The following is a 25154-nucleotide window of genomic DNA, read 5'->3' as shown; positions in this document are numbered from 1 at the left end:
TCTCCCGTCCTCCGTGTACAGACATCCGTATTTGTTCAGCGGACATTTTACCCGATGAAATCGTTCACACGCAAGCCCGGTCTTCCAAGCAGGTTGCAACTTCAAACGCTCCATCCCAACAATGCGACGTTTTTTGCGTCGGGTCGGAAACCGCGCCCGGTTCATCCGAACGGCAACGCCATTTTTCACCTTCGCTTGTGTTAAGATAAATCATGGATTACAGACAAAGGAGGACCTCCCCATGATCTCGGTGTTGTTCGTCTGTCTCGGCAACATTTGCCGTTCACCCATGGCCGAGGCGGTGTTTCGTCATTACGTGGAGAAGGAAGGGCTGTCCGGCCGCATCCGGATCGATTCCGCCGGCACCGGTGACTGGCACATCGGTGAGCCGCCGCATCACGGCACCCGCAAAAAACTGGACGAAGTCGGGATCTCCCACGCCGGTCTTCGCGCCCGGCAAGTGAAACCGTCCGATTTCGACGAGTTTACATATATCATCGGCATGGATGACAGCAATGTGGCCAATCTGAAAAAACTGGCCGGCTCCCGTGATGTCACCGTCCACCGGTTCGTTGATTTCATCCCGGGAACCCGTTACACGGAGGTTCCCGATCCCTGGTACACCGGCAACTTCGATGAAACCTACGAATTGGTCTCCAAGGGTTGCCGCCATCTGTTGGAGACGATCAAGGAAAATCACGGGCTGAAGTAGAAAAGAACCCCCGGTACCGAAACGTGCCGGGGTTGTTTGCGGAAAAGGTCCTCCCAGAAACGAAACCGGAACATTGAACGATTTTCCGCCGTCGAGTCAATATTTCGATTTATCAGACGCAAATCGGAGGTGCTCCAAATGGCTCGAAAAGATTACTGGCACCAACCGGACGCGCCGAAACCCAACTCGTTGGTCCCCGCCGCATCCGCGGTGGTCACGGATGATCAAGGGCGGATTGTCCTCCACAAACGGAGCGACAACCATCTCTGGTCCCTTCCGGGCGGCGCCATGGATGTCGGGGAATCCATTGAACAAACCATCATCCGTGAAGTGAAAGAGGAAACCGGATTTGACGTTGTGGTGGAAAAATGCATCGGCATTTACACCGATCCCCATCATGTCATCGCATACTCAGACGGTGAAGTCCGACAGCAATTCTCCATTTGTTTCCATTGCAACATCATTGGCGGAGAAAAAAGGATCAGTCCGGAATCCACCCGTGTGGAACTGTTCACGCGGGAGGAAATTCTGCAGATGGATCTTCATCCCGCCCAGCGGATCCGACTTGAAGACTTTTTCGCCAATCGGGAGCGGTCTTTCATTCGATGAGCAAACACCCCTGACATGGAGAGCGTGGTAGCGCAAGGAGAGGATGGCACATGAATCTGCTCGGCCACCCGGGGGATCCTTCCCTCGCCTTTGAGTCGGACGAGTTGTCCCGTTTTCTTCCGGAGAACTCTCCCCGGTATCGACACATTCTTGGGGTGGCCCGCTGCATGGAAGAGGTGTTCCCCCGATTGGATCTTCCCCGTTCGTGGAAGGAAGAACTGGTCACCGCTTGCCTGCTGCATGACATCGGGTATGCCCCGGAATTGGCCGGTCACCGGTTTCATCCGCTGGATGGAGCCGTTTTCGCCCGGGAACGTGGATTTTCCAAGTCGGTGGTGGCGACGGTGTTGTTCCATTCATGCGCCGATGACCAGGCCAGACTGACCCGTCCGAACCTTTATCCCGTCTATCTGAAGAATGCCTCCCGGCTGAATCAGCGGGACCGTCTGTTCATCGATCTGGTCACCTATTGCGACTTGCATACCTCTCCCGTCGGAGAGCGGTTTACCCTTGATGAACGCGTTCGGGAAGTGGTCGACCGGTACGGACCGGATCACCCGGTGAGCCGGTTCATGGTGAAACACCGGCCCGTTTATGAAGAGACCATCCGACGTGTGAACGGCCTGTTCGTTCGATAAACAAGAAACGGACGGTTGTGCGAAATTCCCTGACCTCGGGGACCCACAACCGTCCGTTTCCGTTTTCTTGCTTATGGTCACTCATCGCCCAGATCGTCCGTCAGCTCAAACACGCGGTCCAGGATGGCCACGGAATCGCCTTCCTTGGCCCCGGCGGCGCGAAGGGCATCTTCCACGCCCATTTTTCTCAACGTCCGCGCGAAGCGAAGAACACTGTCGTAGTAATTGAAGTTGGTGAGCTGCACCAGTTTTTCCACCCGTTCTCCCTCGACGATCCAGTATTCGTTCTCCCGTCGGATGGTGAAAGGCGGTTTTTCCTCGCTGCGATATATTTTGCGGTCGGTGGAACGTTCGGGCTGCAGGGGTGCCTCTTTTTCTTCCTGATCCACCTTGTCAAGCAGATCGGCCACGGCAAACAGGAGCTCCCGGATCCCTTGCCGGGTGGCCGCGGAGATGGGAATCACCTGGACTTCGGGGCCCACTTGCTCTCGGAACATGGCCAACTGCTCCATTGCATCGGGCAGATCCATCTTGTTGGCCGCGACGATTTGCGGACGGTTTGCAAGATCTTCCCGGTACAGGCGCAATTCTTCGTTGATTTTCACCCAGTCATCAAAGGGATCACGTCCCTCCGAACCGGCCATGTCCACCACATGCACCAAGACACGGGTCCGTTCCACATGCCGCAAAAACTGGTGCCCCAGCCCCACTCCCTGATGCGCGCCTTCAATCAGCCCGGGAAGGTCGGCCATGACGAAGCTTCGGCCGTCTTCCACCTGCACCACTCCCAGGTTGGGAGTAAGGGTGGTGAAATGGTAAGCACCGATTTTCGGCCGGGCCGCTGATACCACCGACAGGAGCGTGGATTTGCCCACGCTCGGATAGCCGATCAGTCCGACGTCCGCAAGCAGTTTCAGTTCCAACTCGACCCAACGCTCTTGACCGGGTTCTCCGTTCTCGGCGATTTCGGGAGCCGGATTGACGGGAGTGGCAAACCGGCAATTGCCCCGGCCACCGCGTCCGCCCTTCGCGATGATCGCGCGTTGTCCGTGTTCCACCAGATCGGCGATCAGCTCCCCGGTATCTGCGTCACGGACGACCGTTCCAGGCGGTACCTTGACCACCAGATCTTCTCCCGCCGCCCCGTGCATGGATTTGGGTTTGCCGTTTTCACCACGGGGCGCCTTGAAATGACGCTGATAACGGAAATCCATCAACGTCCGAAGTCCTTCATTGACGACAAACACCACGTTTCCGCCCCGTCCTCCGTCGCCGCCCGCGGGGCCGCCCATGGGAACATATTTTTCACGGCGGAAAGCCACCATGCCGTTTCCGCCGTCACCGCCTTTGACATACACTTTCACCTTGTCGACAAACACTTGGTTCACCTGCCTGCACGATTCCGGCTGAACGGACACCGGATCTCGATTCCCCGTCCGTTTGTGAGGAGACGAATGTCACCCCTGAATTCTTTCATATCTTCCCTCAGTCTCCCCCACTCATGCGACCGTGTGTGCAGGGAGTGAAGCGGATCGGTTCCCCCGTCCACTTCCATCAGAAGAACGGCGGCCTGCGGTTCACGGACCGCCGTCACCCGGAGAGGACCGGGATCCGTTTCCGTTTTGAGCGTCTGTTCCAACCAGGGAATCACCCGTTCCAGAATCCGGCATAGCCGGATTTCATCTTCCCGTTTCATGAACGACAGCGGGGCCTCCAGAGCCAACTGAACCTGCCGCTGCCACTCGCGATACTGCAACGTGGTGAGCGTGACCGCGAGCGGAGGATATGTACACTCGGAGGCCATGCGTTCCTTGCCGGCATGTTCGGCCAAATTTTCCAGATATTCCTTGATCCGATCCCGCTTGTCCAGGGAAAGATACCCAAGCAGGACCTGGACATGGTTCATCCAATCATGCCGTTGACGACTGATAAACTGTTTCAGCCGCGCGGCCTCTTCCTCGACGGACTCTTCCCGCCAGCGCTTTTGCAAAGAGCGAATCCCGACAGCCAGCAAAACCAGCGAGGCGACAAAAAACGGGATCGCCCCCGCGAGGCCCCAGGGCTGCGCCATTCCCCCGGCCATCACCAAAAGAAGCGGAACAAAGGGCCTCCCATGGCGAAAGAGGTCTCGCCACACCATCGATCTCTCCCATCCTGTGTGTATGTAGGCTCGACCTCATTTTACAGTATTTTTTCAAAAATGAAAAACCCCGGTATCAGACCGGGGCTTGTTCAATCGGTCACTCAGGCTTGAGCGGCGGCGACTTCGTTTTGAGCCACCGGGTAGATGCTCACGCGCTTTTTGTTGCGACCGAAGCTTTCAAAGCGGACAACGCCGTCCACTTTTGCGTACAGGGTGTCGTCTCCGCCGCGGCCAACGTTCAGACCCGGATGGATCTTCGTGCCGCGCTGACGCACCAGGATGTTGCCGGCCAACACGAATTGACCGTCTCCGCGTTTCACGCCGAGGCGTTTGGAAATGCTGTCACGGCCGTTCTTCGTGGAGCCGACCCCTTTTTTGGAAGCAAAATATTGAAGGTTCAGCTTCAGCATCGTTCTCCACCTCACTTTGTTCAGTCGGAATGTCGTTCGTATATCGTCACATGATCCGGATATTCATCCGCCATATTGCGAAGTGCGACGACCATGGCCTCCATGATCAGACGGATCTTCTCCGCCTTCTCCGGGTCAACGGACGGCGAAAGCCGGCAATCCAGTTTTCCCGGAGCGTCGTCGTCCGCATGGACACGCACGCCGAACATCGTTTCGATGGCATTGACCAGTCCGATGGAGAGCCCCGATACGGCCGCACAGAGAATATCCCGTCCGTGTTCATCAAAATCCGCATGTCCCGTGATGAGTACGCGGGTGAGTCGACCCCCGCGATCCCGTTCCACACGAATCTTGATCATGTCAGGCTTCGATGCCTTCAATCACGACTTTGGTGAACGGTTGGCGATGACCTTGCTTGCGCTTGTAGTTCTTTTTCGGTTTGTACTTGAAGACGATGATTTTTTTGCCTTTGCCGTGTTTCACGACTTTGGCGGTCACTTTCGCACCCTCCACGAGCGGAGAGCCCACTTTGGTTCCGTCTTCCTTGCCGACGAGCAGAACCTTGTCAAAAGTGACGGTCTCGCCTTCCTGCGCGGCCAGCTTCTCAATGTAGAGAACGCTGCCCTTCTCCACGCGATACTGTTTGCCACCGGTTTCGATTACAGCGTACATTGTCAATCCTCCCTCTGTGCAGAGACTCGCCACGTTCAGGGACGGCCGTCCGGCCGGTTTGAAGCCCCGACGTGAGCGGTGACGAACCACAACAGACATCTTAGCACATCGGTCGTCGATTGTCAAAAAAAGAAAAAGGAAACCGCGGATCGGAAATCCGCCGTCTCCTTTTCAGGATCTCCGATTCGTTCCATCCGTCCCCGTCCGTTTTTTTCCATTCGGGATCCGACCGTGGAAATCCCCGGGCCTTCCACCGAGAAAATAGGCATCCAACACTTTTTCCTCCGGAATCAAACCGATCTCCTTTCCGGAGCGGTCTTTCACGCGAATCATGTGATATCGTTCCTTGTAAAACGCATGAACGACCTTTTTGAGCGAATCCGTTCCGCACAGGAAGAGTTCGTGGGGCCGGGCGGAACCGGGGACGCCGAAGGCGTGTCGATGAAGCAAAAACCTCATGAACTGAATGGAACGTTTCCGGTAGCCGCCGATATTGGACCCCAAAAGGAACAAGGCAATGACGGCGAGCGACAAGTGGACGGACTCTCCGGAAAGCAGCGCGATGAGCAGAAGCACCGCGGACAAAAGGAACCCCGTCCCGTACACGACGGAAATCGCCAGCCGGTAAGGCATTCCCCATCCGAGGATCGCGAGCAGGATTCGTCCGCCGTCCAGCGGCCAAACGGGAAGCAGATTGAATCCGGCAAGCCACAGATTGCATTGAATGAAATACTCGGTCCACTCCCGGCTCCACAGCCCCCCTGAATAAAAGATCCAGCTGACGGCCACCATGATCACATGATGAAACGGTCCGGCCAAAGCCACGGCCAATTCCTCGCGGGAAGGAACGGTGCCCCACTCCTCCGTGTTTGCCACGCCCCCGAACGGGAGAAGGGTCACCTCCCCGATTCTCCAACCGAACGATACCGCGGCCGTCACATGTCCAAGCTCGTGAATGACGACGAGCACAAACCAGGTGAGCACCTCCACAAACCGGCCGGTCCAGACGGAGAAGGCAATCACCAACCAAAAGAGTGGGTGAATCCGGAGTCTCGTTCCTTTCCAGGGGAAATCATTCAAACGAAATCACGCTCGTCGGGTTGATGAAATTCCCGTCCTTTTTGACGGCGAAATACAAAAGTGTCTGTCCGCCCGTCTCCTTGGCCTGTCCGATCGACTGTCCCGCCTTGACCCAGTCGTTCTCCCGAACCGGTGTGTTTTCCAGCCAACCGTACCATGTTTCCGTCCCTCCGGCATGCCGGACGATCACCGTGTTCCCCAGGCCTTCCTTCACTCCGGAAAACACCACCCATCCTTCCGCGGCGGTTTCCACCCGATTCCCGGAATGAATGCGAATCACCACGCCCTTCCTTTTGTTGTCAAAAGGGAGCGCGACGGATCCCTTCGCGGGAGCCGACCAAGAAATCTTTGCTCCGGAACTTTCCTTGGACGGACGGAACGCGGGCAGAATCCCTTCAGCCCCTCCCGTGACCCTCTTGACCCACTGACCGGCTCCCGCAAAGTTGAAATCCCGGGTCATCACTTCACGGACAAACGCCTCCATCGGCTGCAAGGCCGGAGAAGAGGAGCTGAACAGCATCAGCGTCAACACAAACAGCGTCGCCGCTCCGACTCCTTGCTTCAAAAGCCTGTTTGCCACCGATCTTCCGGATCCAGGCTGACTCCGATTCCATGGCACCTGATCGCCCGAACCGGCCACATCCAACGTCCATCCCCCGTCCGCCGGGATCGGAATCCCTTCGCGGATCCGGCGAATTTTCTCCCGACGTCTTCGTTTGTTGTTTTCACTCCAGTGCCTGGTCATCCGCATCACCTGTTTGTCCGATGATTCCATTCCAAGATATGACCGGGAAGGACAAGGTATGCACGAAAAAAAACGAACCCCGGAATGAACCGGGGCGAGCTCCCGGATTCCGGGGTGTTATGTATGAAAGAACTCACGCAAATCCCAGCCAACGTTTCATCCGGTTCACAATGCCGAAATCCTGGTCCTGTGTCATGAGCGGAACCATTTCTCCCTGAATCCGGCGGGAAATGTTGCGAAAGGCCCGACCTGCCAGACTGCGGTTGTCGTAGACAATCGGCTCCCCGAGATTGCCGGAACGAATGACCTGTTCATCGTCGGGAATCACGCCGAGAAGGTCAATGGCCAACACCGCCACCACCTCATCCACATCCATCATTCCGCCGTCTTTCGCCATTTTCCGGCGGAATCGGTTGACGATCAGCTTCGGTGCAGAGGTGGTCAGCTGTTCCAGAAGCCCGATCACCCGGTCGGCGTCACGAATCGAGGTGTTCTCCGGAGTCGCCACGACGATGGCCTGATCGGCTCCTGCCAGCGCATTTTTGAAACCTTGTTCGATCCCCGCGGGACAGTCGATGATCACATAATCGAATTCTTCTTTCAACTCGGCGATCAACCAACGGATGTCACTGGCCGACACGGAACTTTTGTCACGGGTTTGGGCAGCGGGGAGCAGAGACAGTTCTTCACAGCGCTTGTCCTTGATCAGGGCCTGCTGAATCTTGCATCGCTTTTCCACCACGTCCACCAAATCATAGATGATCCGGTTTTCCAGTCCCAGGAGGACATCCAGGTTCCTCAGTCCGATATCCGTATCCACCAGACAGACTTTTTTCCCCGTGAGCGCGAGTGCCGTGCCGATGTTGACCGAAGTGGTCGACTTTCCGACGCCGCCTTTCCCCGAAGTGATGACGATGCTTTCCCCCATGGGGGTCCCTCCCTTTCTCTATAGAAAGAAACGCTTTCTGTTGTCTTTCCATTCAAACTCGGGTCTCACCCGGGCGAGATGCTGGATGCGCTCGACGATGATCGCGTCCCCTTCCTTGAACGCGTACTTCATGCCCACATCCGATTCATCCCATTCGTCCGGCGGACGGGAAATGGCGTCGGCAATCCGGAGCTGGGTGGGCCGAAACACGGAAGCGACGATAATGGCGGATGCATCCCCGTCCATTCCTGCATGGGCCAATCCCCTCAGCGCTCCCAAGACATAGATGCTTCCGGTGCTTTTGATGGTTCCCCCGGGGTTGACATCTCCCATGAACAAAAGGTCTCCCGAGTGGGTGAGCACCTGACCGGACCGGACGGTCCCCACTTTGATGCGAATGCCGGACGTCCCCGATTCCTGCAAATAATCCCCCGAGTCGGTCTCAAAGCGATGAATGATGAGATTCTTGCGGATGGAGAAGAGTTCACGAACCTGTGTCTCTTCGGCCCGCGTGATCTTTCGTGTTCCCAACTTGATGACCACTTTCATCTCCGGGCCGTCCCAAATGGAGGCTGCATGGCGGTTTTCCAGCTTGTGTTTGAGCTCTTCAAGCACGTTGGGAAACGGTCGGGCGTCATCGAGATAAAATGTGAGCCCTTCCCTGGTCCCCTTGATGGTTACGCCCGGTTTCATCACTTTTCCCATGCTTTTGTCACCCGCCTCACCAAAAAGATTTCGCCTTCGGCCATTCATTTCCTTCTCTTTCCAGCTCCTCAGCGGAACAGCTGAATCGGGAGATTCCGCTTGCCGGGAAGAAGCATCGAAACACCCTTGGAGACGGGATAACCCGTGACCGCATCAAAGAGCACGGATGGCATGATGTGAAAGAAAAGCGCTTCATCAAACGAAACGGCGGTGAATCCGAACAACACCATCCATCCGTAGACCATCAGAAACCAGACGAACAACACGGACGCCGCGGTGAGTCCGGTCAACCACCCGACCGGAGGAAATTCGCGGGCAGCCTTGGCGGACAGCCAAGCAGCCGCTCCGGTACAAAACGCGTGAATGCCGATGGCCGGCCCGTAAACGATGTCGTGCAACAGGCCGAACCCCGCTCCGGTCAACATCAACGCGCGTTCATCCAAATCTTCGGCCGCGGCAACGATTCCGGGAAGAACCCACTGCGGCATGACGACAAAAGGGCTCCCCCATGTCTGGGGGAGCAGCCACACCGCCAGGGAACCCTCCAACAGAAACACGAAAAAAAGGAAGAGAGCCAATCTCGGAATCACTCGGGTTTCCCCTCCCTCTTGAGGATCTCTCCATTCATTGAAGGAGTTTGTCGGGGTCGCGCACCACCATGACCATGCGCAGACCTTCGAATGAAGCCGCAGGTTTGACGCAAACCGTCTTTTCCGCTCCGAGGGATCCCGGTGACACCGATTCGACCCGGCCGATCAGAAGCCCGCCCGGAAACATTTCCGACAATTCCGAAGTGACCACGATGTCGCCGCGGCGTGGCTCCGCCGTGACGGGGACTTTTCTCATGATCAGGCAACCTTTTCCCGGATCATGTCCTTCAATGATTCCCAACACATCCTCTTGATTTTCGGTCTGAATGACGGCGGCGATTCCCGGTCCGTCCCCGCTGTCCGTCAACAGCCGGACGTCAGCCGTGGCGTTCGTGACCGACTGCACCCTTCCGATCAGCCCGTCCGCCGTCACCACCGGCATTTTCTCCCGAATCCCGTCCTTTTTTCCACGGTTGATCGTGATCCGTCCGGTCCAGCGGTCGGGATTCCGGTAAATCACCCGGGAGGGAATGGCTTCGATTCCCCGTTCCTCGCGAAAACCGATCAGCCGTTTGAGCTCCCTGTTTTCCCGTTCCAACTCGCGGATCCGCGCCTTGAGCCGGAGCAATTCCGCCTCGTTTGCCGGACGGTCTTCGTGGAGCTCGGATGAAGCGACCCATCCGACGGGGGCGGAAAGCCATCCCTGAATCGTCCCGACCATCTCTTTGATCCAGGATTCCGGACCGGTCAAGGAACGATCTCCGCGGGTCATTTCCACGGTGATGAACACAAGGAGAACCGTACACACCAAAAGAAGCAAGCGATGGGTGACGGGGCGGAGCATCGTCACTCCCCCCTGTCAGAAGCGGCGTCTTCTGAAGCGGAGCGCCTGTCCGGTCCGGGGCTTGAGCATGTCCAGATGCTCGAGTGCCGCACCGGTGCCCACGGCCACACAATCCAGCGGGTTGTCCGCCACGTGCACCGGAATCTTCGTTTCTTCCGCCAATCGCCGGTCCAAATTGCGCAGCAGGGCTCCTCCCCCTGTCAGGACGATTCCCCTGTCCAATATGTCGGCCGCCAGTTCCGGAGGAGTTTCTTCCAGTGTCCGCTTGACTGAATTGATGATCGCCTCGACGGTTTCGGAAAGAGCTTCGGCGATGTCCCTGGAAGTGATTGTCACCATGCGCGGCAATCCGCTCACCATGTCGCGCCCCTTGATTTCCCGTTTCGTATCCTCGTCGTCCGGGATCGCAGACCCGATTTCAACCTTCAGGATTTCCGCGGTGCGCTCCCCGATCAACAGATTGAATTTACGGCGAATGTACTGGATGATGGCTTCATCCATTTTGTCTCCCGCCACCCGGAGCGATTTGGCGGTGACGATGCCTCCCAACGAAATGACGGCCACTTCGGTGGTGCCTCCGCCGATGTCCACCACCATGCTGCCGGTCGGCTCCCACACCGGAAGCCCCGCCCCGATGGCCGCGGCGAAAGGCTCTTCGATCATAAAAGCCTCTTTCGCCCCCGCGCCCAGGGTGGCTTCTTCGACCGCTCTCTTTTCCGGTTGGGTGACTCCGGAAGGGATGCACACCATCACGTTGGGCCGACGAGGCAACAGCATTTTTTTGGTGTTGATCGCCTGTCTGATGAAATATTCGATCATGCAGAGCGTCTTGTTGTAATCGGCGATGACGCCGTCTTTCAGCGGGCGAACGGCCACGATGTTTCCCGGTGTCCTTCCGATCATCCGCTTGGCCGCATTGCCCACCGCCTTGATTTCATCGTTGTGAACATCCACGGCCACCACGGACGGCTCACGGACGATGATCCCCTGCCCTTTCAGGTAGACCAACGAGTTGGCCGTTCCCAAATCGATGCCCAAGTCTTTCGAAAACCCGCCAAACATGCCCGGTCCCCCTTTTATCCGGAAACGACTTGATACCCCCGGATGCCGTTCGACATCGAACTTGGTTTTCACGCAAGTCGATGAATGAAATCATTCCGGGATCAGTCCTTTTTCTTTCATGCTGTACCAACTGGAATCACCGATGATCAAGTGATCCAGCAGTTCAATTCCCAAGATGCGACCGGCCTCCAGGATTCGGACCGTGACGTCAAGGTCCTCTTTGGAAGGAGCAGGGTCTCCGCTGGGATGGTTGTGAACGCAGATGATGGCGGCTGCACTGTGGCGGATGGCTTCATGGAAGATTTCGCGGGGGTGAACGATCGATGCGTTGAGACTGCCTTTGAAGATCACCTTTTTGTCGATGACCCTGTAGCGGGTGTCCAGAAACAGACAAACAAACAGTTCCTGTTGTTCGAAGCGCAATTCATCCATGACGTAACGGGCGGCATCCTCCGGTGTGCGAACCGGAAAGCGCTCTTCGGGGGAAAGCCGGGAAATCCGTCTTCCCAGTTCGATGCCCGCCAGAACCTGGATCGCTTTCGCCATGCCGACTCCGCGGATCCGTGTCAGTTCCTGCAGCGACAACCGGCTCAGCCCTTTGATTCCGCCCGCCGTCGCAATCAGCCGTTGGGCAAGCGCCATCACCGATTCCCCGGTGCTGCCCGTGCGAAGCAGAAGTGCCACCAGTTCGGAATTGGAAAGCGAAGCGGCTCCACATCGGATCATCCGCTCTCTGGGACGCTCCTCCTCGGGAACGTCCCGGATGAGCAAGCAAGATTTCGCATGATCTCCCAATCTGCATCCTCCCTCGCCACTCCACTCCATTCACCGGTTCGGCCGGATGCCTTCAGTCCCGTGCTTTCGCGAAATCACGCACCATCATGAAGCCCATTCGCTCCATCAATTCATCCAACAATGCCGGGGACATCCCCACCACATTGAAATAATCCCCGTTGATTTTTTCGATGAAGCAAGCCGCCTTCCCCTGGATGCCGTAGGCTCCCGCCTTGTCCAACGGCTCACCCGTTCCGACATACCAATCGATGTGACGTTCGGACAAACGGCGCATCGTCACTTCCGTCACCCGGTGTCCGGCGATCTCCCGCTTCACGGCTCCGTCTTCGACCAAAACCAGGGCGATTCCGGAAACCACTTGGTGTGTGTGGCCGGAAAGTTTTCGCAACATGTCCGCGGCATGGGAGGCATCTTTCGGCTTGCCCAGCAACTCCCGTTCGTGAACCACCACGGTGTCCGCACCGATGACCAAGGCGTCAACGCATTGGGACGCCACCGCCCGCGCTTTCCGAAGCGCCAACTCTTCCACGGCTTCTTCCGGTTTCATGGGACGGCCGAGCTCTTCATCCGCCTGACTGGTCATCACCCGGAACGAAAGCCCCAGCCCGGACAGGAGTTCCCTTCTGCGCGGAGAACCGGATGCAAGCACCAGCTCCGGTCGCATCATCATCCCTCTTTCAAATCCGACAAGTACGACGGATAGTATCACCAATGTTTGGAAACACATGCATCTCCTGCCACGGAAAAGAGCACCCCCGAGAGGTGCCCGTTCGGCAAGAACACTTTCAGTTTAGCAAATGAACCCCTTGTCAACAAGAGAATTTTGGCAATTCAGGGCGAATGTTGTTGAAGCATTCCATGTTCGTCAAATCCGGCAATCACCGGATGCCGAGTGCGTGATGAAGCTTTTCATACGCCAACACGTACCGGACCAATCCTTCCTGGGTTTGCCACAAAAGCGCCTGACTCGGATGACGTCTCACTTCGTCTCCGCTCTGCACCGCTTGGTCCAACGCCCGCACCATCTCTTCGACGGGTCCCTTTGCCGCTGCCGGCAACGCTTTTGCCAATCCCTGATACTCCGTGACAAACGTCCGGTACTCCGCAAGCCACGACTCACTGAATGCGCTCGGAGAAGGAGCTTTGCCATCCTGGCGGATTTGCGAAACCGATGCCGCACCGAGGCGGGTATACAGCCCGTGACCGCGCTCCAGGACGGCGCGGAGTTTTCCGGCCGTTTCACTGTCCGTACGGAACTTTCCTCCCAGTTCCATCTCCTTCAGATAGACATCCACCTGTTGATTTTGAAAAATGGAGGAAAGTTTGAGCGCTTGATCCCTGTCGGGACTGATCCCGAGGAAGATGCGATAGGGAGCCGTTTCCGACATCACCGCGGCCAATCCCTTGGTCCGAAGCTGCTGCACCATTTTTCTCGCCCGCTCCCGGTCGTTGAAATTTCCTGCCTGCAGAAGAACCGCCGGCAAAGTCGGCCATTCCTCCTCCACCGTGGTCACTGCGGGAGTTTCCTGTTCATTCGCCTTATTTTCCGGAGGGTTGGAGGGCTGAGGCAAATGACTGTCGATCGACTGCTGCGAACGCGTGCTCACATCGTCGGCAAAAAACAGGTTGAGCACCGAGAACCCCATCGCCATCCCCAGCAACACGGCTCCCAAGATGGAAAAGATCACCTGGAGCACGCGGGAAGAGACGGGACGCAGGGACCCGCTTTTTGTTCTGAATGGGTTTGAGGGAGAACCCCACTCGATCACATTGCGCGCTCCCTTGAACAACTTTTCCGGTTCCAGCCACATGGCGGGGGTTTTCCGAAGCTTGTCATCACGGATTTGCTCCGGCTCGGAACGGGCCGGGTTTATCGCCCGGTCCGTGATCCTCTTTTCGTCCCCGGGCTTGTCCTCTTTGCGCAAAGTCACGGGTCCGATCGAGGGACCCGGTTTGGCCACTTTTTTCACGGTCCGTACAACCAGGCCGGATCCGCCGGGGACGGTGCCGTTCATCCCCTTGGCCCGGACATTCACCCGGACGGACTCTTTGACGGACGCCTGGCTCATCTTGTGAGGTTCCATCATGATAACCGCCCCCTGAAATCTTCTAATATAGCTTATGATCCGATGCAAGAGATAGAACAGGGGACGGAACAAATTGAATCAGCTCAAGAGTGAGGACAAACCGCTTACGAAATCCCTCCGGTCAGCCAGGTCGACCACCACCGTTCCACGGCGGAGGACCAGATCATCACCGTCACCACACCGGCGGCCAGATGGGGAGCGAAAGGCAAGGGTTCTTTCAACCCCCCTTTTTTTCCGGCCAAACGACACAAAAACAGGTAGAGAAGCGCACAGACCGATCCCAGCCAAAATGCGAACAGGATGTGGGGCCAACCGATGACGGTCGCGGACAGAGCCAACAACTTTCCGTCCCCTCCGCCCAATCCGCCCCCGGTGATTTGGATGAGATGGCAGACTCCCCACACACCCGCCGCCGCCCCGACGGCGGAGAGAAACGTTTCCGGCGACAGCACCGCCCGCACCGCGGCAAAAAGGAAGAGCGCCGGCACGGTGACGACGTTCGGGATGAGCATCGCCCAAGCATCGGTCAAAACCAGCACGCACAACACCCATACGAGAAGCAGACGGAACCAGCTTTCCCACGGATCCCCGACCGACGCCCCCAACACGTTCGTCAATGAAAGCAAACCGAGTGTCATTCCCCAACGAAGGCGATTCAATTCCCTGGAACAAGCCGGACACAAATCCCGGGTCCACCCTTTGAACCGGAGAGGACAATCATTCATGCACCGGGAAAATCCCGCGGCCGAACCGTCTTTCCGCCGGGCAAGCACCCACAGTGCCAGCGGCGGAATCCATCTCCCGGCCACCACACCGGTCAACATCATCCACAACAACTGTTCCCTCATCTTTGCTTCGCTTCCTTCCAACCGACGGGAAATGCTCCCCGTTTCCCGGAAAGGTTCGGGCCGAACATGGAAAATCCTGCAACGGACCGAACACGCTCCCGTGACCACACACACCCGGTCCGCCGCCCTTTTCCGGACAAACCGGGTGTGTGGGCAAAACCCGGTCACAACGAATGGGACAACCCCGGAGAGCAGCCGGGGTTGTTTGTCATTCCGGACGAACGGCAATCCAGACTGACCAACGATCCCTGTCCGTGACGGGAGATGCGGTACCTGTTTTTTGCGCGAGATCCCCGATGAGTTCCTCGATCTCCCGGTCCGTCAATTCATGCAAAATCGACCGGCCTGACCGGTTCCTCATTTCATCGGCAAACTGATCAAACGTTGCATAGGTTTTTCGTGTTTCCCAGAATGACTTGCAAACGACCCCTGCAAAACCGGTTTCCAGCAAAGCCCGCACCACGTCCTCATGGCTATGTCTCCGGCTTTGCTCCACTTGCAGCAAGCGGGGGAACCTTTCGAAAAAATATCCACGAAGATGCCGGGGACTCCCCGGCAGTTGACAATCTGCGATTGTGCGGTTTTGCGTCATGACGATCCCGCCGGGTTTGAGAATCCGAAAGACTTCCCGGAAATAAGCCGTCAAATCGCGGAGATGATGGATCAAAGCACGTGAAAAGACCAGATCAAATGAGCCGGCCACCAATCCGGTGTCACAGGCATCCCCTTTGCGAAATTCAATCCCCTTGTGTTCCGTTTTCGCCACTGACAGCATGGCCTCCGAAAAGTCAATCCCGACAACATGTTCGGCGCCGAGACGCAACATTTCTTTGGTATAAATGCCTCCGCCGCAACCGATATCCACGACCCGTTTTCCGCGCCAATCGATCACTTGCTCCATGAAGCCCCTCCAGGCCGGATCCACATTTCGCCCGGCATACGACAAACGATTCGCGCGATCGTGAAAATTGATCAACATCCGCCGCCCCCTTCGGTTTCATAAAGCGAAACTAAGTTTCATTTTCATTATACCATTTTCCCAAAAAAAGAAGCGAAAGAGGGGCAAATGATCCCTCTTCCGCCTCTGCAACCGGATCCTTCTTCTGCTTCGTTTCGTTGCCGTCCAAAGGCACTCACAGGAGAAGGGACCGGCAATTTTGGAAGATTCCGTTCGCTCAACATCCGTCAATCGGCCATCAGCGGCTCAATCCATTCAAAATACACATAGCTTCCGCCGAAAAACAACGCGAACAAACCGGCAAAAAAGAATACGGTTCCCCTGAGGGTGGTCACCCCGAACAATCGCGGGAGCACATAGACGATCGGGAGAAGAAACACGCCACTCCCGCGCTCGGGAGATCCGATGAGTTTCCACCCCAACCACAATGCAAATGACAGGAACACCCCAATCAGCGCTTCGGTGATCCGATCCTTCCATCCCGTTTCGGTTGGCGGTTTGGCACTGTCTTCCGACACTTCAACCGGTTTGCCCGTTTGCACGGATTGATCCAGGATTTTCAGTTCTATGTCGGCGAAGGAATCATCAAGGATCAACCGCGCTTCCCACGCTCCGACGCGGAACGTTTTCTCCCGGTCTTTCCACGAATTCAGCTCTCCGACAACGTTCCCGTTCACGACGATGCTGTGTCTGAACCACCGGGTCTTTAAAACCACCTGCTGCAACGCCCCGTCCGAATCGCGAAACAGCCAGATGATGTTTCCCCCGGACGTCAATGCTTTCAAAGATTCAAGTCGTTTTCCGGTTTCCACATCCGTTCCGTTCACGTAGAGCCGCCAGCTGCGCCCCATCCGATGATCCAGGAGAACCCCGCTTTCTCCGGTGCCGAGCGGAAGCGGGAACCATTCGTAATGAATTTCGTTCCAGGTATATCCGGCCAAGACGTCACGCCAGGTTCTCCGATGGACGACTTCTCCGTCCAAAAGAATCTTGGTTTCCAGCCGGCCGGCGTCGATCCCGATCTCCCGGCTCGCCCCGTCCAATTCCACCGTCCAACTGCGAATCCCGTCAGCTCTCCGCTGCAACAGATGCCCGACGGGATCCCCGGTGGTGAAAAATCTCCCGTCCACCACCAAATCGCATTCCTTCTTCTCGTCAAATGTATCCCGCACGCAGATGAAGCATTCCGAGTCGCCGATCCTGACCGGGATGCAATTCACGGATTCCTTGAACAAACCTCCGACTGCCGTCTCCGGCCGGCCGTCCACCGATACCTTGAAGCTCCGGCCGAGTGCCCCGAAATGAACCTCCACCCGGTGGATCCGCTCCCCCCGCGTCACATGCCAGGCCCGAAACCGAAGCTGATCGGGAGGAGTGGTCGAAACGGGGTCGACAGATTGCAAGCTGTCTTGATCCAACCCGTCCACGATCAATTGATACAGATATTGCCCGTCTTCCACTTGACGAATGCGTGCGTGGATCCGGTGATCCCCGATCCGCATCGGCAGATCCGTACTGCCGCTCCACACATGGCATCTTTCCATGAGTTGCCCGTCAAACTGCAACTCCACTTTCGTCCGAGCGTGTTTCAGACGAACTTCATGCTCCCCGTCACTCAACCGAATGTTCCAGACCTTGTCGATGCCGTACACGGGTGTGGGCCGCAACTCCTCCACTTTCCTCCCGGTCGTCACCGAGATGGCGTCCACGCTGAGATCCGCCACAAACTCTTCGTATTCCGTCTCCTTCGAAAGATGAAGCACCACCCGATGATCTCCCACCCGCACGGTTCGACGCACGTTCAAATGGTTCCAGACGGATTCCCACTTCTCCATTTCTTTCCCGTCCACCGTCAGGGTGCCGCCATTCTCTTGCCACTCGGCCCGAATTTCCGTCTCCCGCCCGTTCAGGCGCAGGATCCACTGTTTCGTCTCCGTCCGTTTCTTCCCCATGTACTTCCATTCCCCCGTCAAGAAGCCTTCATCAAAATTTCCGACAAGATCATTATATGGCAACCATGGAATCTGAAGGTGAAAGAAAAAAACATTTCACAATCATTCACGACAACCAAGCGTCACCACGAACCGTTCCCGCGACCGATGACGGTTCCTGTTTTGGCGAAGGGGATCTTATCGCCAAAAAAAACTTCCGCATCGCCCTCAGGCGGCGCGGAAGTCCGATGTTCGCCGATCACTCATTTTCCCGTCAATTGTTTGACATCTTCCAAAATCCGGTCCGGATCCGGCTTCAGACCGTCATAAAACCGCACCACTTTGCCGGTATCGTCAATCAGGTAAAACTGGGTGGGGTGCGTCACCAGAATGGGCACTTCGGGTGAGGGGCTCTTCTGCTGCCGGACGGGTCCCTTGAAAGCTTCCATGGCGATCTTTTCAATCTCTTCCACCTTGTATCCGGTCAGAAAATGCCAGGTGGAAAGATCCGCCTGATGATCTTCGGCAAAAGCGGTCAATCGCTCCGGCGTGTCATACTCGGGATCGACACTGAAAGAGACGATTTCCACACTTACTCCCGCTTTTTTCAGATGCTCTTGGACACGGGCCATGTTGGCGGTCATCGGGGGACATACATCGGGACAACGGGTGAACACGAAGTCAGCCAGCCAGAATTTCCCCTTGAGATCTTTCAATCCGAACGGTTTCCCGCCCTGGTCGGTGAAGGTGAAATCAGGAACTCGCCAGTTCAGCGAGGAGACATCATTGTTCGTCGTTTGCGGAGCTTCCTGTTCGGAAGTGCCGTGATGCTCATGTCCGGCCTGTTTCCCGGAAGAATCGCATCCGGCCAACACCAGCGCCATCGTCGCCGCCAGCACCGCGGGAGCCATAACCAACCGCTTCATCTGCCTGTCCTCCTCGAATCCTTGTCTGCCCTTACCATACCACAACGGCGACGGATTCCGGAAACGGTTCACCGAATTGACACAACGGAGCAGCCGAAAAAAAGGGATCCCCCGTACGTCGACGGGCGGGATCCCACTTTTCTCCTCAAGCCGTCTTGATCCTTCGCGGACGTGCCCTTCCTTTCCGCCGGAATGAGGCGGCGGATGCCAGCCGCCTCACCGGTCAGGATGAAAAAGGATGAGAGCTCATGCTTTCCGGACACGTGTTTCCAACTTCGGCACCAGACCGTGTGCCAATCTCCAAATGTCTCCGGCCCCCATCGTCATGACCAGATCTCCGGGTCGGACGGTGTCGAGCAGATACTCCTCGATCTCTTCCTTGGTCTCGAAGAAACGGGCGTTCGGATTGCTGTTTTCCCTGATGCGCTCCGCCAGTCGTTCCGCGCTGACGCCCGGAATGGGTTTTTCGCCCGGCGGTGCATACACCGTGTTGATGATGACTTCATCCGCCTCACCGAACGAGCGGCTGAATTCATCGAACAACAGATGGGTGCGGGAATATCTTTGCGGCTGGAATACGGCAACAATCCGGCGGTTCAGGGCACGAGCCCCTTTCAGGGTGGCGGCGATTTCCGTCGGGTGGTGGGCGTAATCGTCCACGACCAGGACCCCGTCCACTTCCCCGATCACTTGGAAGCGTCGTTTCGCTCCCTGGAATTCATACAGGGCGCGGGCAATGTCGTCGAACGCCAACCCCGCTTCCAATGCGGCGATCACGGTGGCAAGAGCATTGGCCACATTGTGGCGACCCGGAATGCGCAAGGTGATTTCCCCGAGCATCTCTTCGCCGCGGTACACCTCAAATGTCGTTTCCCTCAAGCGATGGCGGATGTTCCGCGCGGTGAAATCGGCCGGCCTGTCCAAGGCGTACGTGGTGACGCGGCCGCGAACTTCTCCGGCCATCTCCCGGACATACGGGTCGTCCCATCCAAGGATGGCAATTCCCTCGGGCCGCACCTGCCGCAGGAAAGAGCGATAAGCGTTTTTCAGGTTCTCAAAGTCCCCTCCGTAATTTTCCAAATGGTCCGGCTCGATGTTGGTGACCACCGCAATATGCGGAAAATATTCAAGGAACGTGCCGTCGCTTTCATCCGCTTCGGCCACCACCCAATCGCTGCTTCCCGCTTTGGCGTTGCCTTTCAGGCTGACAATTTCCCCTCCGATGACATAGGTGGGATCAGCACCGCACAACTCCAAGGTTTGCGCGATCATTGACGACGTGGTGGTCTTGCCGTGCGCACCGGCCACGGCGACTCCCTTTTTGTCATTGAGCAGACGTGCCAACATCTGCGAACGATGCAGAACTTCGATTCCCCGTTCCTCGGCCGCAAGACGTTCCACGTTGTCCGGGGCAATGCTGGAAGAGTAGACCACCATGTCCACGTCTCCCACATTTTCGGCGCGGTGACCGATCGACACATTGGCTCCCCGCTCGATCAGTTTCTGCACCAGCGCGTTTTCCGCCACGTCGGATCCGGTCACTTCCCAGCCCAGATCCAAAAGCACACGGGCAATCGCACTCATTCCGTAACCGCCGATGCCGATGAAGTGCACGCGTTTGATGTTTTGCAAACGGATCACCAGCCTTTGTCTTTGATGCTCATGCTTCCTCCGTCCGGACAAGCATCGGCCGCACCTCTGCAACCAAAAAGAGGGAACCGGCCACCGTGATCAGGTCTTGTTCCGTTGCACGCCCTCTCGCCAGACGAACGGCATTCTCCGCCACGGGCTCGACCACCGTTTCCGTATCCGGTGACAAGCCGCGCAGTTCGGCAGCCAACTCTTCCGCCGGAAGACTCCGCGATTCGCCGCCGACCTGGGTGGCCACGAACAGGTCCGCCAGGTCCGCAATCGGACGGAGCATGTCCCGAACGTCCTTGTCCTTCATCACCGCGACAACGAAAATCCTTTTTCCGTCGCCATATTGCCTCACCGTCTCCGCCAGTGCATTCATCCCGTCCGGATTGTGAGCGCCGTCCAGGAGTATCATCGGTCGGTTTGACACTTTCTCCAACCTGCCCGGCCAATCCGTCTTGGCCAATCCCTCTTGGAAATGTTCGGGGTCGATCACCGTGGCGTATCGTTGCCGGAGAATTTCCAGCGTCATGGCAGCCACCGCGGCATTGGAAAGCTGATGCGCCCCGGCCAGCGGAATGCGCAGGTCTTCCAGGCGACGGTACACATTCCTGAAATGGAACCGGTGCCCGTCCAGGTCGGATGAAACGGACTCCACCGCGAAATCCCGATCCCGAACGTACAGGTCACATTGTTTGTTTTTGGCCGTCTCCGCGATCACAGACAGGGCTTCCTCAGAGGTTTCCCCGCAGATGACGGGCACTCCCGCCTTGATGATCCCCGCTTTTTCCCGGGCGATCTCCGACACGGTGTCACCCAGCCATTCCCGATGTTCCATCCCCACCGTGGTGATGACGGAAACGAGCGGCCAAACCACGTTGGTGGAGTCCAATCGCCCTCCGAGTCCCGTTTCCCAGACGACAAACCAAGGGCAAGCCTCATGGGCAAAATACAAAATCGCCAGCAATGTCCAAAATTCAAACGGAGTGGGTGCTCCCGGCCCCGATTCCGCCATTTCCCCGACCAGCGGGCGCAACTCATTCGCCCAACGGACAAACGACTCTTCCGGAATCGGCTCACCGTCAAACCGGATGCGCTCTCTCCAGGAGGTCACATACGGCGAGATGAACATGCCGGTCGGATAGCCGGCTTCCCGCAGGACAGCGTCAATCATCGCGGCCGTGGATCCTTTGCCGTTGGTTCCGGCGACGTGGATGTACTTGAGCCGGCGTTGCGGATGATCGAGCCGTTCCAGGGCCCACTCCATCCGTTCAAGGCCGGGTTTGATGTTTCGGGCAAGAGCCCGGTCCATCCAAGCAAACACATCGCTTGCCGAAGTCAGAGGCACAGTGTTCATGAGATTCGATCCCTTCCGCATGGTTCCCTGTCATTTTGTGGCGAAATAATTACTACTTGACCATTTTCCCCGGAAACAATCATTCCGTCAATCGAAGGAAGGGGAGCCCTCGGACGGAGGGAACTCCCCGGAACGATCAACCTTCCAATTCTTTCAGACGGGCGAGCACCTTTTCGCGTTTTTCGCGGTACTCCTCTCCTTTTTTGCGCTCCGCTTCCACCACGTGGGCGGGTGCTTTGGCGACAAAACCGGGGTTGGACAATTTCTTCTCCACGCGTTCCACTTCCGCGTTCAGCTTTTTCAATTCGGCTTTCAGACGGGAAACGGTCTGTCCGATGTCCACCAATCCGGCCAACGGGAGGAACAATTCCCCTCCGGAAACCACGGCCGTCATGGATTGTCCGGGCCTGGTCAGTCCGGGATCGATGACAAGCGTTCCCACGTTGCACAGCCGGCGGATGGCTCCTTCGCTCCGACGGAACGCCTCTTCGCGGCCCGCATCGGGGCGGATCAAGAGCTCCACCTGCTGTTTGGGAGCCACTTCCATTTCGGCCCGGATATTGCGCACCGCCCGGATGGTTTCGATCAAGGTCCGCATTTCCTCAGCCGCCTCTTCATCCGTGAAGGCCTCATTCACGCTCGGCCATTCGGCAATGACGATGCTGTCTCCCTTCACCGGAAGGTGATGGCGGATCTCCTCGGTGATGAACGGCATGAACGGATGAAGCAGGCGAAGCGATTGGTCCAGCACGTGCACCAGCACGGAACGCGTGACCCGTTTGGCTTCCGCGTCATCGCCGTACAGCGGGAGTTTGGAGAATTCGATGTACCAGTCGCAGAATTCATCCCAGATGAAGTTGTACAGAATGCGACCGGCTTCCCCGAATTCATAACGGTCCAGCATCCGGGTGACGTCCCTCACCGTCTCGTTCAGGCGATGGAGAATCCAGCGGTCGGCCGTGGAGAAGGGACCTCTCAGCTCCAGTTCTTCCGCGGACACGCCTTCCAGGTGCATCAAGGCAAAACGGGAAGCATTCCAGATCTTGTTGGCAAAGTTTCGTGCCGACTCGACCCTCTCCCAGCGGAATCTCAAATCATTGCCCGGTGTCACGCCTGTGGAAAGCATGAAGCGCATGGCGTCCGCCCCGTATTTGTCGATCACGTCCATCGGGTCGACCCCGTTGCCCAGCGACTTGGACATTTTCCGTCCCTCGGCATCCCGCACCAGGCCGGTGAGAAGCACGTCACGGAACGGCATTTGGCCGGTGAACTCCTGCGAGATGAAGACCATCCGGGCCACCCAGAAGAAGATGATGTCATAACCCGTCACCAGACAGTCGGTCGGGAAATAGCGCTGAAGATCGGGGGTTTTTTCCGGCCAGCCCAGCGTGGAAAACGGCCACAGTTGCGAGCTGAACCAGGTGTCCAGCACGTCTTCGTCCTGCGTGAGAACGACGTCCTCCCCATACTTTGCCCGGGCTTTCTCGTATGCCTCTTCCTCGTTGCGGGCGACGAACACTTCACCGTCCGGCGCATACCAGGCCGGGATGCGATGCCCCCACCACAGCTGACGGGAAATGCACCAGTCACGGATGTTCTCCAACCAGTTCAGGTAAATTTTCTCGAAGCGCTCGGGCACAAACCGGACTCCCTGTCCGCTTTTTTGAGCCTGGATGGCCCGCTCGGCGAGCGGCTTCATTTTCACGAACCACTGGGTGGACAAATACGGTTCGACCACGGCGCCGGACCGTTCGCTGTGCCCCACGGAGTGGACGTGCTCCTCCACTTTGACCAAGAGCCCCAGTTCCTCCAGATCCTTCACGATCTGTTTGCGGCATTCGAAACGGTCGAGTCCCTGATATTTTCCGGCGTTTTCGTTCATGCGGCCGGATTCGTCCATGACCAGCACCTGCGGCAAATCGTGCCGGTTGCCGAGCTCAAAATCGTTGGGGTCATGGGCCGGGGTGATTTTCACCGCGCCGCTGCCGAACTCTTTGTCCACGTACTCGTCGGCAACGATCGGAATCTCCCGGTTGACGAACGGGACCACGACCGTTTTTCCGACGTAATCCCTGTACCGCTCATCGTCCGGATGGACCGCCACCGCCGTGTCGCCGAGCAGCGTTTCCGGACGGGTGGTGGCCACCTGGATGTGTCCGGATCCGTCTTTCAGCGGATAGCGGATGTGATACAGAGCCCCTTTCACTTCTTTGTGAATCACTTCGATGTCGGAGAGAGCGGTGCGGGCTTCGGGATCCCAGTTGATGATGTATTTCCCGCGGTAGATCAGTCCTTTCTCATACAGGCGGACAAACACTTCCTTCACGGCATCGGACAACCCTTCGTCCAAGGTGAAGCGTTCGCGGGAATAGTCGAGCGACAGTCCCATCCGTGCCCACTGGGAAGCGATGTTGGCGGAATACTCATCCTTCCACTTCCATGTCTGTTCCAAAAATTTCTCGCGTCCCAGATCGTGTCGGCTGATGCCCTGTTCGCGCAGTCTGGCTTCCACACGCGCCTGCGTGGCGATTCCCGCATGATCCATGCCCGGCAACCAAAGAGCGTCATACCCCTGCATGCGCTTGAACCGGATCAGGATGTCTTGCAGCGTGCTGTTGAGCGCATGTCCGATGTGCAGATTTCCCGTCACGTTCGGCGGCGGGATCACAATGGTGTACGGCTTTTTCGCCGGATCGGTGCCGGCCCTGAACAGGTCTTTTTCCAGCCAGCGGTCATACCACTTCTTCTCCGTCTGTTTCGGGTCATAGGCCGTCGGCAGCTTGCTTTTCATCTGTTCTGCCATACGCGTTCTCCTCCGTTTCGGGAATAAATAAAAAAACCTTTCGCCATCAAAGGACGAAAGGATTCTTCCGCGGTACCACCTTTATTCGCCCATGGGAGTGATTTCTCCGACCGGGCGCACTCAACCGGATAACGGCCGGTTCCGGGCAACCCTACGCAGTCCGCATCCGCGAACGTTCGGGTTGCCGGCTCCAGGGCGACGTTCGGCGGCTTGTTCCGGGAAAGCCTTTCAGCCGGCGGGCTCTCCTCTCTGGTCGGACAAGGACGCCTACTCCTCCCTGTCAATGCCGATGATTCATTGATCAGATTCAAGTTGGCTGATGTTGTCTCTTATCATACAACGGGAAGCACATCACCGTCAAATCGGACCAAAAACACAAGCGGCAATCCCTGGTTGCCGCCGAAGGAGGTGATATGAGTCCGGGATGTGAAACCGACAAGATCCCTGCCACATTTCGGTGACGAAACGGATCACGTGATTCCGAAAATCTTCTTCACGGCTTCGTACATGGCTTCCGGGTTGGCCAAGAAAGCGAGCAGCAATACAGTAACCAGGAGAAGGATGCTCAGGAATCCGAGGAAAAGAGCCCCTCTGTACGCCTTCTTGACGACGGACTTCACTACGCTCAAGGTCGAGTTCCCCTTCCTGTGAGACTCCAATTCTTTTCACATCAACA

At 57.1% G+C, this 25154-nt stretch carries 26 protein-coding genes and 1 other annotated feature; of the genes, 3 read left to right on the top strand and 23 right to left on the bottom strand.

All coding sequences use genetic code 11. The features are described from left to right. Nucleotides 1–241 precede the first annotated feature (241 nt). From EG886_RS04955 to EG886_RS04945, 3 genes are all read left to right on the top strand, one after another. On the top strand, nucleotides 242–712 hold the full coding sequence (locus EG886_RS04955; RefSeq protein WP_124727101.1) for a low molecular weight protein-tyrosine-phosphatase: 471 nt from the start codon (nucleotides 242–244) through the stop codon (nucleotides 710–712). Between the two features lie 138 nt (nucleotides 713–850). After that, nucleotides 851–1321: an NUDIX hydrolase gene (locus EG886_RS04950; protein WP_124727100.1), complete on the top strand. Its 471-nt coding sequence runs from the start codon at nucleotides 851–853 to the stop codon at nucleotides 1319–1321. 50 nt (nucleotides 1322–1371) lie between these two features. Next, the gene (locus tag EG886_RS04945; RefSeq protein WP_124727099.1) at nucleotides 1372–1959 is read left to right on the top strand and encodes an HD domain-containing protein; all 588 of its coding nucleotides are present in this window, start codon (nucleotides 1372–1374) and stop codon (nucleotides 1957–1959) included. 77 nt (nucleotides 1960–2036) lie between these two features. Here the strand turns inward: EG886_RS04945 and obgE are convergent, their stop codons facing one another. From obgE to EG886_RS13675, 23 genes are all read right to left on the bottom strand, one after another. After that, entirely contained in the window at nucleotides 2037–3338 is a 1302-nt protein-coding gene (gene obgE / locus EG886_RS04940; protein ID WP_124728667.1) for a GTPase ObgE, read from the bottom strand. Nucleotides 3339–3343: 5 nt separating this feature from the next. After that, complete coding sequence (locus EG886_RS04935; RefSeq protein ID WP_164491660.1) at nucleotides 3344–4030, bottom strand: Spo0B domain-containing protein; 687 nt, start codon at nucleotides 4028–4030, stop codon at nucleotides 3344–3346. Between the two features lie 173 nt (nucleotides 4031–4203). Continuing rightward, a complete protein-coding gene (rpmA, locus tag EG886_RS04930) occupies nucleotides 4204–4512 on the bottom strand; it encodes a 50S ribosomal protein L27 (protein ID WP_124727097.1) in 309 nt (102 codons plus the stop codon). A 20-nt stretch (nucleotides 4513–4532) separates the two neighbouring features. Next, nucleotides 4533–4871 carry a ribosomal-processing cysteine protease Prp gene (locus EG886_RS04925; protein WP_124727096.1) on the bottom strand — a complete coding sequence of 113 codons (339 nt, stop codon included), beginning with the start codon at nucleotides 4869–4871 and terminating at the stop codon, nucleotides 4533–4535. Nucleotide 4872: 1 nt separating this feature from the next. Then, the gene (gene rplU / locus EG886_RS04920) at nucleotides 4873–5184 is read right to left on the bottom strand and encodes a 50S ribosomal protein L21 (protein WP_124727095.1); all 312 of its coding nucleotides are present in this window, start codon (nucleotides 5182–5184) and stop codon (nucleotides 4873–4875) included. Nucleotides 5185–5355: 171 nt separating this feature from the next. Beyond that, nucleotides 5356–6264: a site-2 protease family protein gene (locus EG886_RS04915; RefSeq protein ID WP_124727094.1), complete on the bottom strand. Its 909-nt coding sequence runs from the start codon at nucleotides 6262–6264 to the stop codon at nucleotides 5356–5358. After that, a complete protein-coding gene (locus EG886_RS04910; RefSeq protein ID WP_164491659.1) occupies nucleotides 6257–7009 on the bottom strand; it encodes a M23 family metallopeptidase in 753 nt (250 codons plus the stop codon). The genes EG886_RS04915 and EG886_RS04910 overlap by 8 nt, the downstream gene beginning before the upstream one ends. A gap of 133 nt (nucleotides 7010–7142) precedes the next feature. Next, nucleotides 7143–7937 (bottom strand): septum site-determining protein MinD, encoded by a 795-nt coding sequence (gene minD / locus EG886_RS04905; protein WP_124727092.1) that lies wholly within the window; start codon nucleotides 7935–7937, stop codon nucleotides 7143–7145. An 18-nt stretch (nucleotides 7938–7955) separates the two neighbouring features. Then, the gene (locus EG886_RS04900) at nucleotides 7956–8642 is read right to left on the bottom strand and encodes a septum site-determining protein MinC (protein ID WP_241154374.1); all 687 of its coding nucleotides are present in this window, start codon (nucleotides 8640–8642) and stop codon (nucleotides 7956–7958) included. Nucleotides 8643–8710: 68 nt separating this feature from the next. Continuing rightward, nucleotides 8711–9232: a rod shape-determining protein MreD gene (mreD, locus tag EG886_RS04895; protein WP_164491658.1), complete on the bottom strand. Its 522-nt coding sequence runs from the start codon at nucleotides 9230–9232 to the stop codon at nucleotides 8711–8713. A gap of 34 nt (nucleotides 9233–9266) precedes the next feature. Beyond that, a complete protein-coding gene (gene mreC / locus EG886_RS04890; protein ID WP_124727090.1) occupies nucleotides 9267–10076 on the bottom strand; it encodes a rod shape-determining protein MreC in 810 nt (269 codons plus the stop codon). A 15-nt stretch (nucleotides 10077–10091) separates the two neighbouring features. Further along, a complete protein-coding gene (locus tag EG886_RS04885) occupies nucleotides 10092–11138 on the bottom strand; it encodes a rod shape-determining protein (RefSeq protein WP_124727089.1) in 1047 nt (348 codons plus the stop codon). Between the two features lie 90 nt (nucleotides 11139–11228). Beyond that, on the bottom strand, nucleotides 11229–11864 hold the full coding sequence (gene radC / locus EG886_RS04880) for a RadC family protein (protein WP_241154419.1): 636 nt from the start codon (nucleotides 11862–11864) through the stop codon (nucleotides 11229–11231). A 121-nt stretch (nucleotides 11865–11985) separates the two neighbouring features. After that, the gene (locus EG886_RS04875; protein WP_124727087.1) at nucleotides 11986–12597 is read right to left on the bottom strand and encodes a Maf family protein; all 612 of its coding nucleotides are present in this window, start codon (nucleotides 12595–12597) and stop codon (nucleotides 11986–11988) included. A 214-nt stretch (nucleotides 12598–12811) separates the two neighbouring features. Beyond that, complete coding sequence (locus EG886_RS04870; protein WP_124727086.1) at nucleotides 12812–14020, bottom strand: SPOR domain-containing protein; 1209 nt, start codon at nucleotides 14018–14020, stop codon at nucleotides 12812–12814. Nucleotides 14021–14124: 104 nt separating this feature from the next. Beyond that, a complete protein-coding gene (locus EG886_RS04865) occupies nucleotides 14125–14868 on the bottom strand; it encodes a prepilin peptidase (RefSeq protein WP_124727085.1) in 744 nt (247 codons plus the stop codon). Nucleotides 14869–15076: 208 nt separating this feature from the next. Then, on the bottom strand, nucleotides 15077–15847 hold the full coding sequence (locus EG886_RS04860) for a class I SAM-dependent methyltransferase (RefSeq protein ID WP_124727084.1): 771 nt from the start codon (nucleotides 15845–15847) through the stop codon (nucleotides 15077–15079). A gap of 206 nt (nucleotides 15848–16053) precedes the next feature. Then, nucleotides 16054–17778, bottom strand: a complete 1725-nt coding sequence (locus EG886_RS04855; RefSeq protein ID WP_124727083.1) for a hypothetical protein — start codon at nucleotides 17776–17778, stop codon at nucleotides 16054–16056. 242 nt (nucleotides 17779–18020) lie between these two features. Further along, on the bottom strand, nucleotides 18021–18683 hold the full coding sequence (locus EG886_RS04850; RefSeq protein ID WP_124727082.1) for an SCO family protein: 663 nt from the start codon (nucleotides 18681–18683) through the stop codon (nucleotides 18021–18023). A gap of 246 nt (nucleotides 18684–18929) precedes the next feature. Further along, complete coding sequence (murC, locus tag EG886_RS04845) at nucleotides 18930–20315, bottom strand: UDP-N-acetylmuramate--L-alanine ligase (protein ID WP_124728665.1); 1386 nt, start codon at nucleotides 20313–20315, stop codon at nucleotides 18930–18932. Between the two features lie 28 nt (nucleotides 20316–20343). Then, on the bottom strand, nucleotides 20344–21675 hold the full coding sequence (locus EG886_RS04840) for a bifunctional folylpolyglutamate synthase/dihydrofolate synthase (protein WP_164491656.1): 1332 nt from the start codon (nucleotides 21673–21675) through the stop codon (nucleotides 20344–20346). Between the two features lie 136 nt (nucleotides 21676–21811). Continuing rightward, nucleotides 21812–24478 (bottom strand): valine--tRNA ligase, encoded by a 2667-nt coding sequence (locus tag EG886_RS04835; RefSeq protein ID WP_124727080.1) that lies wholly within the window; start codon nucleotides 24476–24478, stop codon nucleotides 21812–21814. Nucleotides 24479–24524: 46 nt separating this feature from the next. Further along, nucleotides 24525–24771: a binding site (T-box leader), on the bottom strand. 177 nt (nucleotides 24772–24948) lie between these two features. Then, a complete protein-coding gene (locus tag EG886_RS13675) occupies nucleotides 24949–25107 on the bottom strand; it encodes a hypothetical protein (RefSeq protein ID WP_164491655.1) in 159 nt (52 codons plus the stop codon). Between the last annotated feature and the right edge of the window lie 47 nt (nucleotides 25108–25154).

The organism is Staphylospora marina, from assembly GCF_003856495.1.
Taxonomy (GTDB): Bacteria; Bacillota; Bacilli; order Thermoactinomycetales; family Thermoactinomycetaceae; genus Staphylospora; species Staphylospora marina.
The sequence above is the reverse complement of the archived record's forward strand: the minus strand, read 5'-3'. Positions and strand labels throughout refer to the sequence as shown.

Coding starts and splice junctions, on each gene's coding strand:
- EG886_RS04835 (WP_124727080.1), bottom strand. CDS start 24,478: ATGGCAGAACAGATGAAAAGCAAGCTGCCGACGGCCTATGACCCGAAA.
- EG886_RS04850 (WP_124727082.1), bottom strand. CDS start 18,683: ATGAAGCGGTTGGTTATGGCTCCCGCGGTGCTGGCGGCGACGATGGCG.
- EG886_RS04865 (WP_124727085.1), bottom strand. CDS start 14,868: ATGAGGGAACAGTTGTTGTGGATGATGTTGACCGGTGTGGTGGCCGGG.
- EG886_RS04885 (WP_124727089.1), bottom strand. CDS start 11,138: ATGTTTGGCGGGTTTTCGAAAGACTTGGGCATCGATTTGGGAACGGCC.
- rpmA (WP_124727097.1), bottom strand. CDS start 4,512: ATGCTGAAGCTGAACCTTCAATATTTTGCTTCCAAAAAAGGGGTCGGC.
- radC (WP_241154419.1), bottom strand. CDS start 11,864: ATGATCCGATGTGGAGCCGCTTCGCTTTCCAATTCCGAACTGGTGGCA.
- EG886_RS04955 (WP_124727101.1), top strand. CDS start 242: ATGATCTCGGTGTTGTTCGTCTGTCTCGGCAACATTTGCCGTTCACCC.
- rplU (WP_124727095.1), bottom strand. CDS start 5,184: ATGTACGCTGTAATCGAAACCGGTGGCAAACAGTATCGCGTGGAGAAG.
- EG886_RS04875 (WP_124727087.1), bottom strand. CDS start 12,597: ATGCGACCGGAGCTGGTGCTTGCATCCGGTTCTCCGCGCAGAAGGGAA.
- EG886_RS04910 (WP_164491659.1), bottom strand. CDS start 7,009: ATGACCAGGCACTGGAGTGAAAACAACAAACGAAGACGTCGGGAGAAA.
- EG886_RS04870 (WP_124727086.1), bottom strand. CDS start 14,020: ATGATGGAACCTCACAAGATGAGCCAGGCGTCCGTCAAAGAGTCCGTC.
- EG886_RS04855 (WP_124727083.1), bottom strand. CDS start 17,778: ATGGGGAAGAAACGGACGGAGACGAAACAGTGGATCCTGCGCCTGAAC.
- EG886_RS04925 (WP_124727096.1), bottom strand. CDS start 4,871: ATGATCAAGATTCGTGTGGAACGGGATCGCGGGGGTCGACTCACCCGC.
- mreC (WP_124727090.1), bottom strand. CDS start 10,076: ATGCTCCGCCCCGTCACCCATCGCTTGCTTCTTTTGGTGTGTACGGTT.
- EG886_RS04950 (WP_124727100.1), top strand. CDS start 851: ATGGCTCGAAAAGATTACTGGCACCAACCGGACGCGCCGAAACCCAAC.
- EG886_RS04860 (WP_124727084.1), bottom strand. CDS start 15,847: ATGTTGATCAATTTTCACGATCGCGCGAATCGTTTGTCGTATGCCGGG.
- EG886_RS04935 (WP_164491660.1), bottom strand. CDS start 4,030: ATGGCGCAGCCCTGGGGCCTCGCGGGGGCGATCCCGTTTTTTGTCGCC.
- EG886_RS04945 (WP_124727099.1), top strand. CDS start 1,372: ATGAATCTGCTCGGCCACCCGGGGGATCCTTCCCTCGCCTTTGAGTCG.
- EG886_RS04900 (WP_241154374.1), bottom strand. CDS start 8,642: ATGGGAAAAGTGATGAAACCGGGCGTAACCATCAAGGGGACCAGGGAA.
- minD (WP_124727092.1), bottom strand. CDS start 7,937: ATGGGGGAAAGCATCGTCATCACTTCGGGGAAAGGCGGCGTCGGAAAG.
- EG886_RS04840 (WP_164491656.1), bottom strand. CDS start 21,675: ATGAACACTGTGCCTCTGACTTCGGCAAGCGATGTGTTTGCTTGGATG.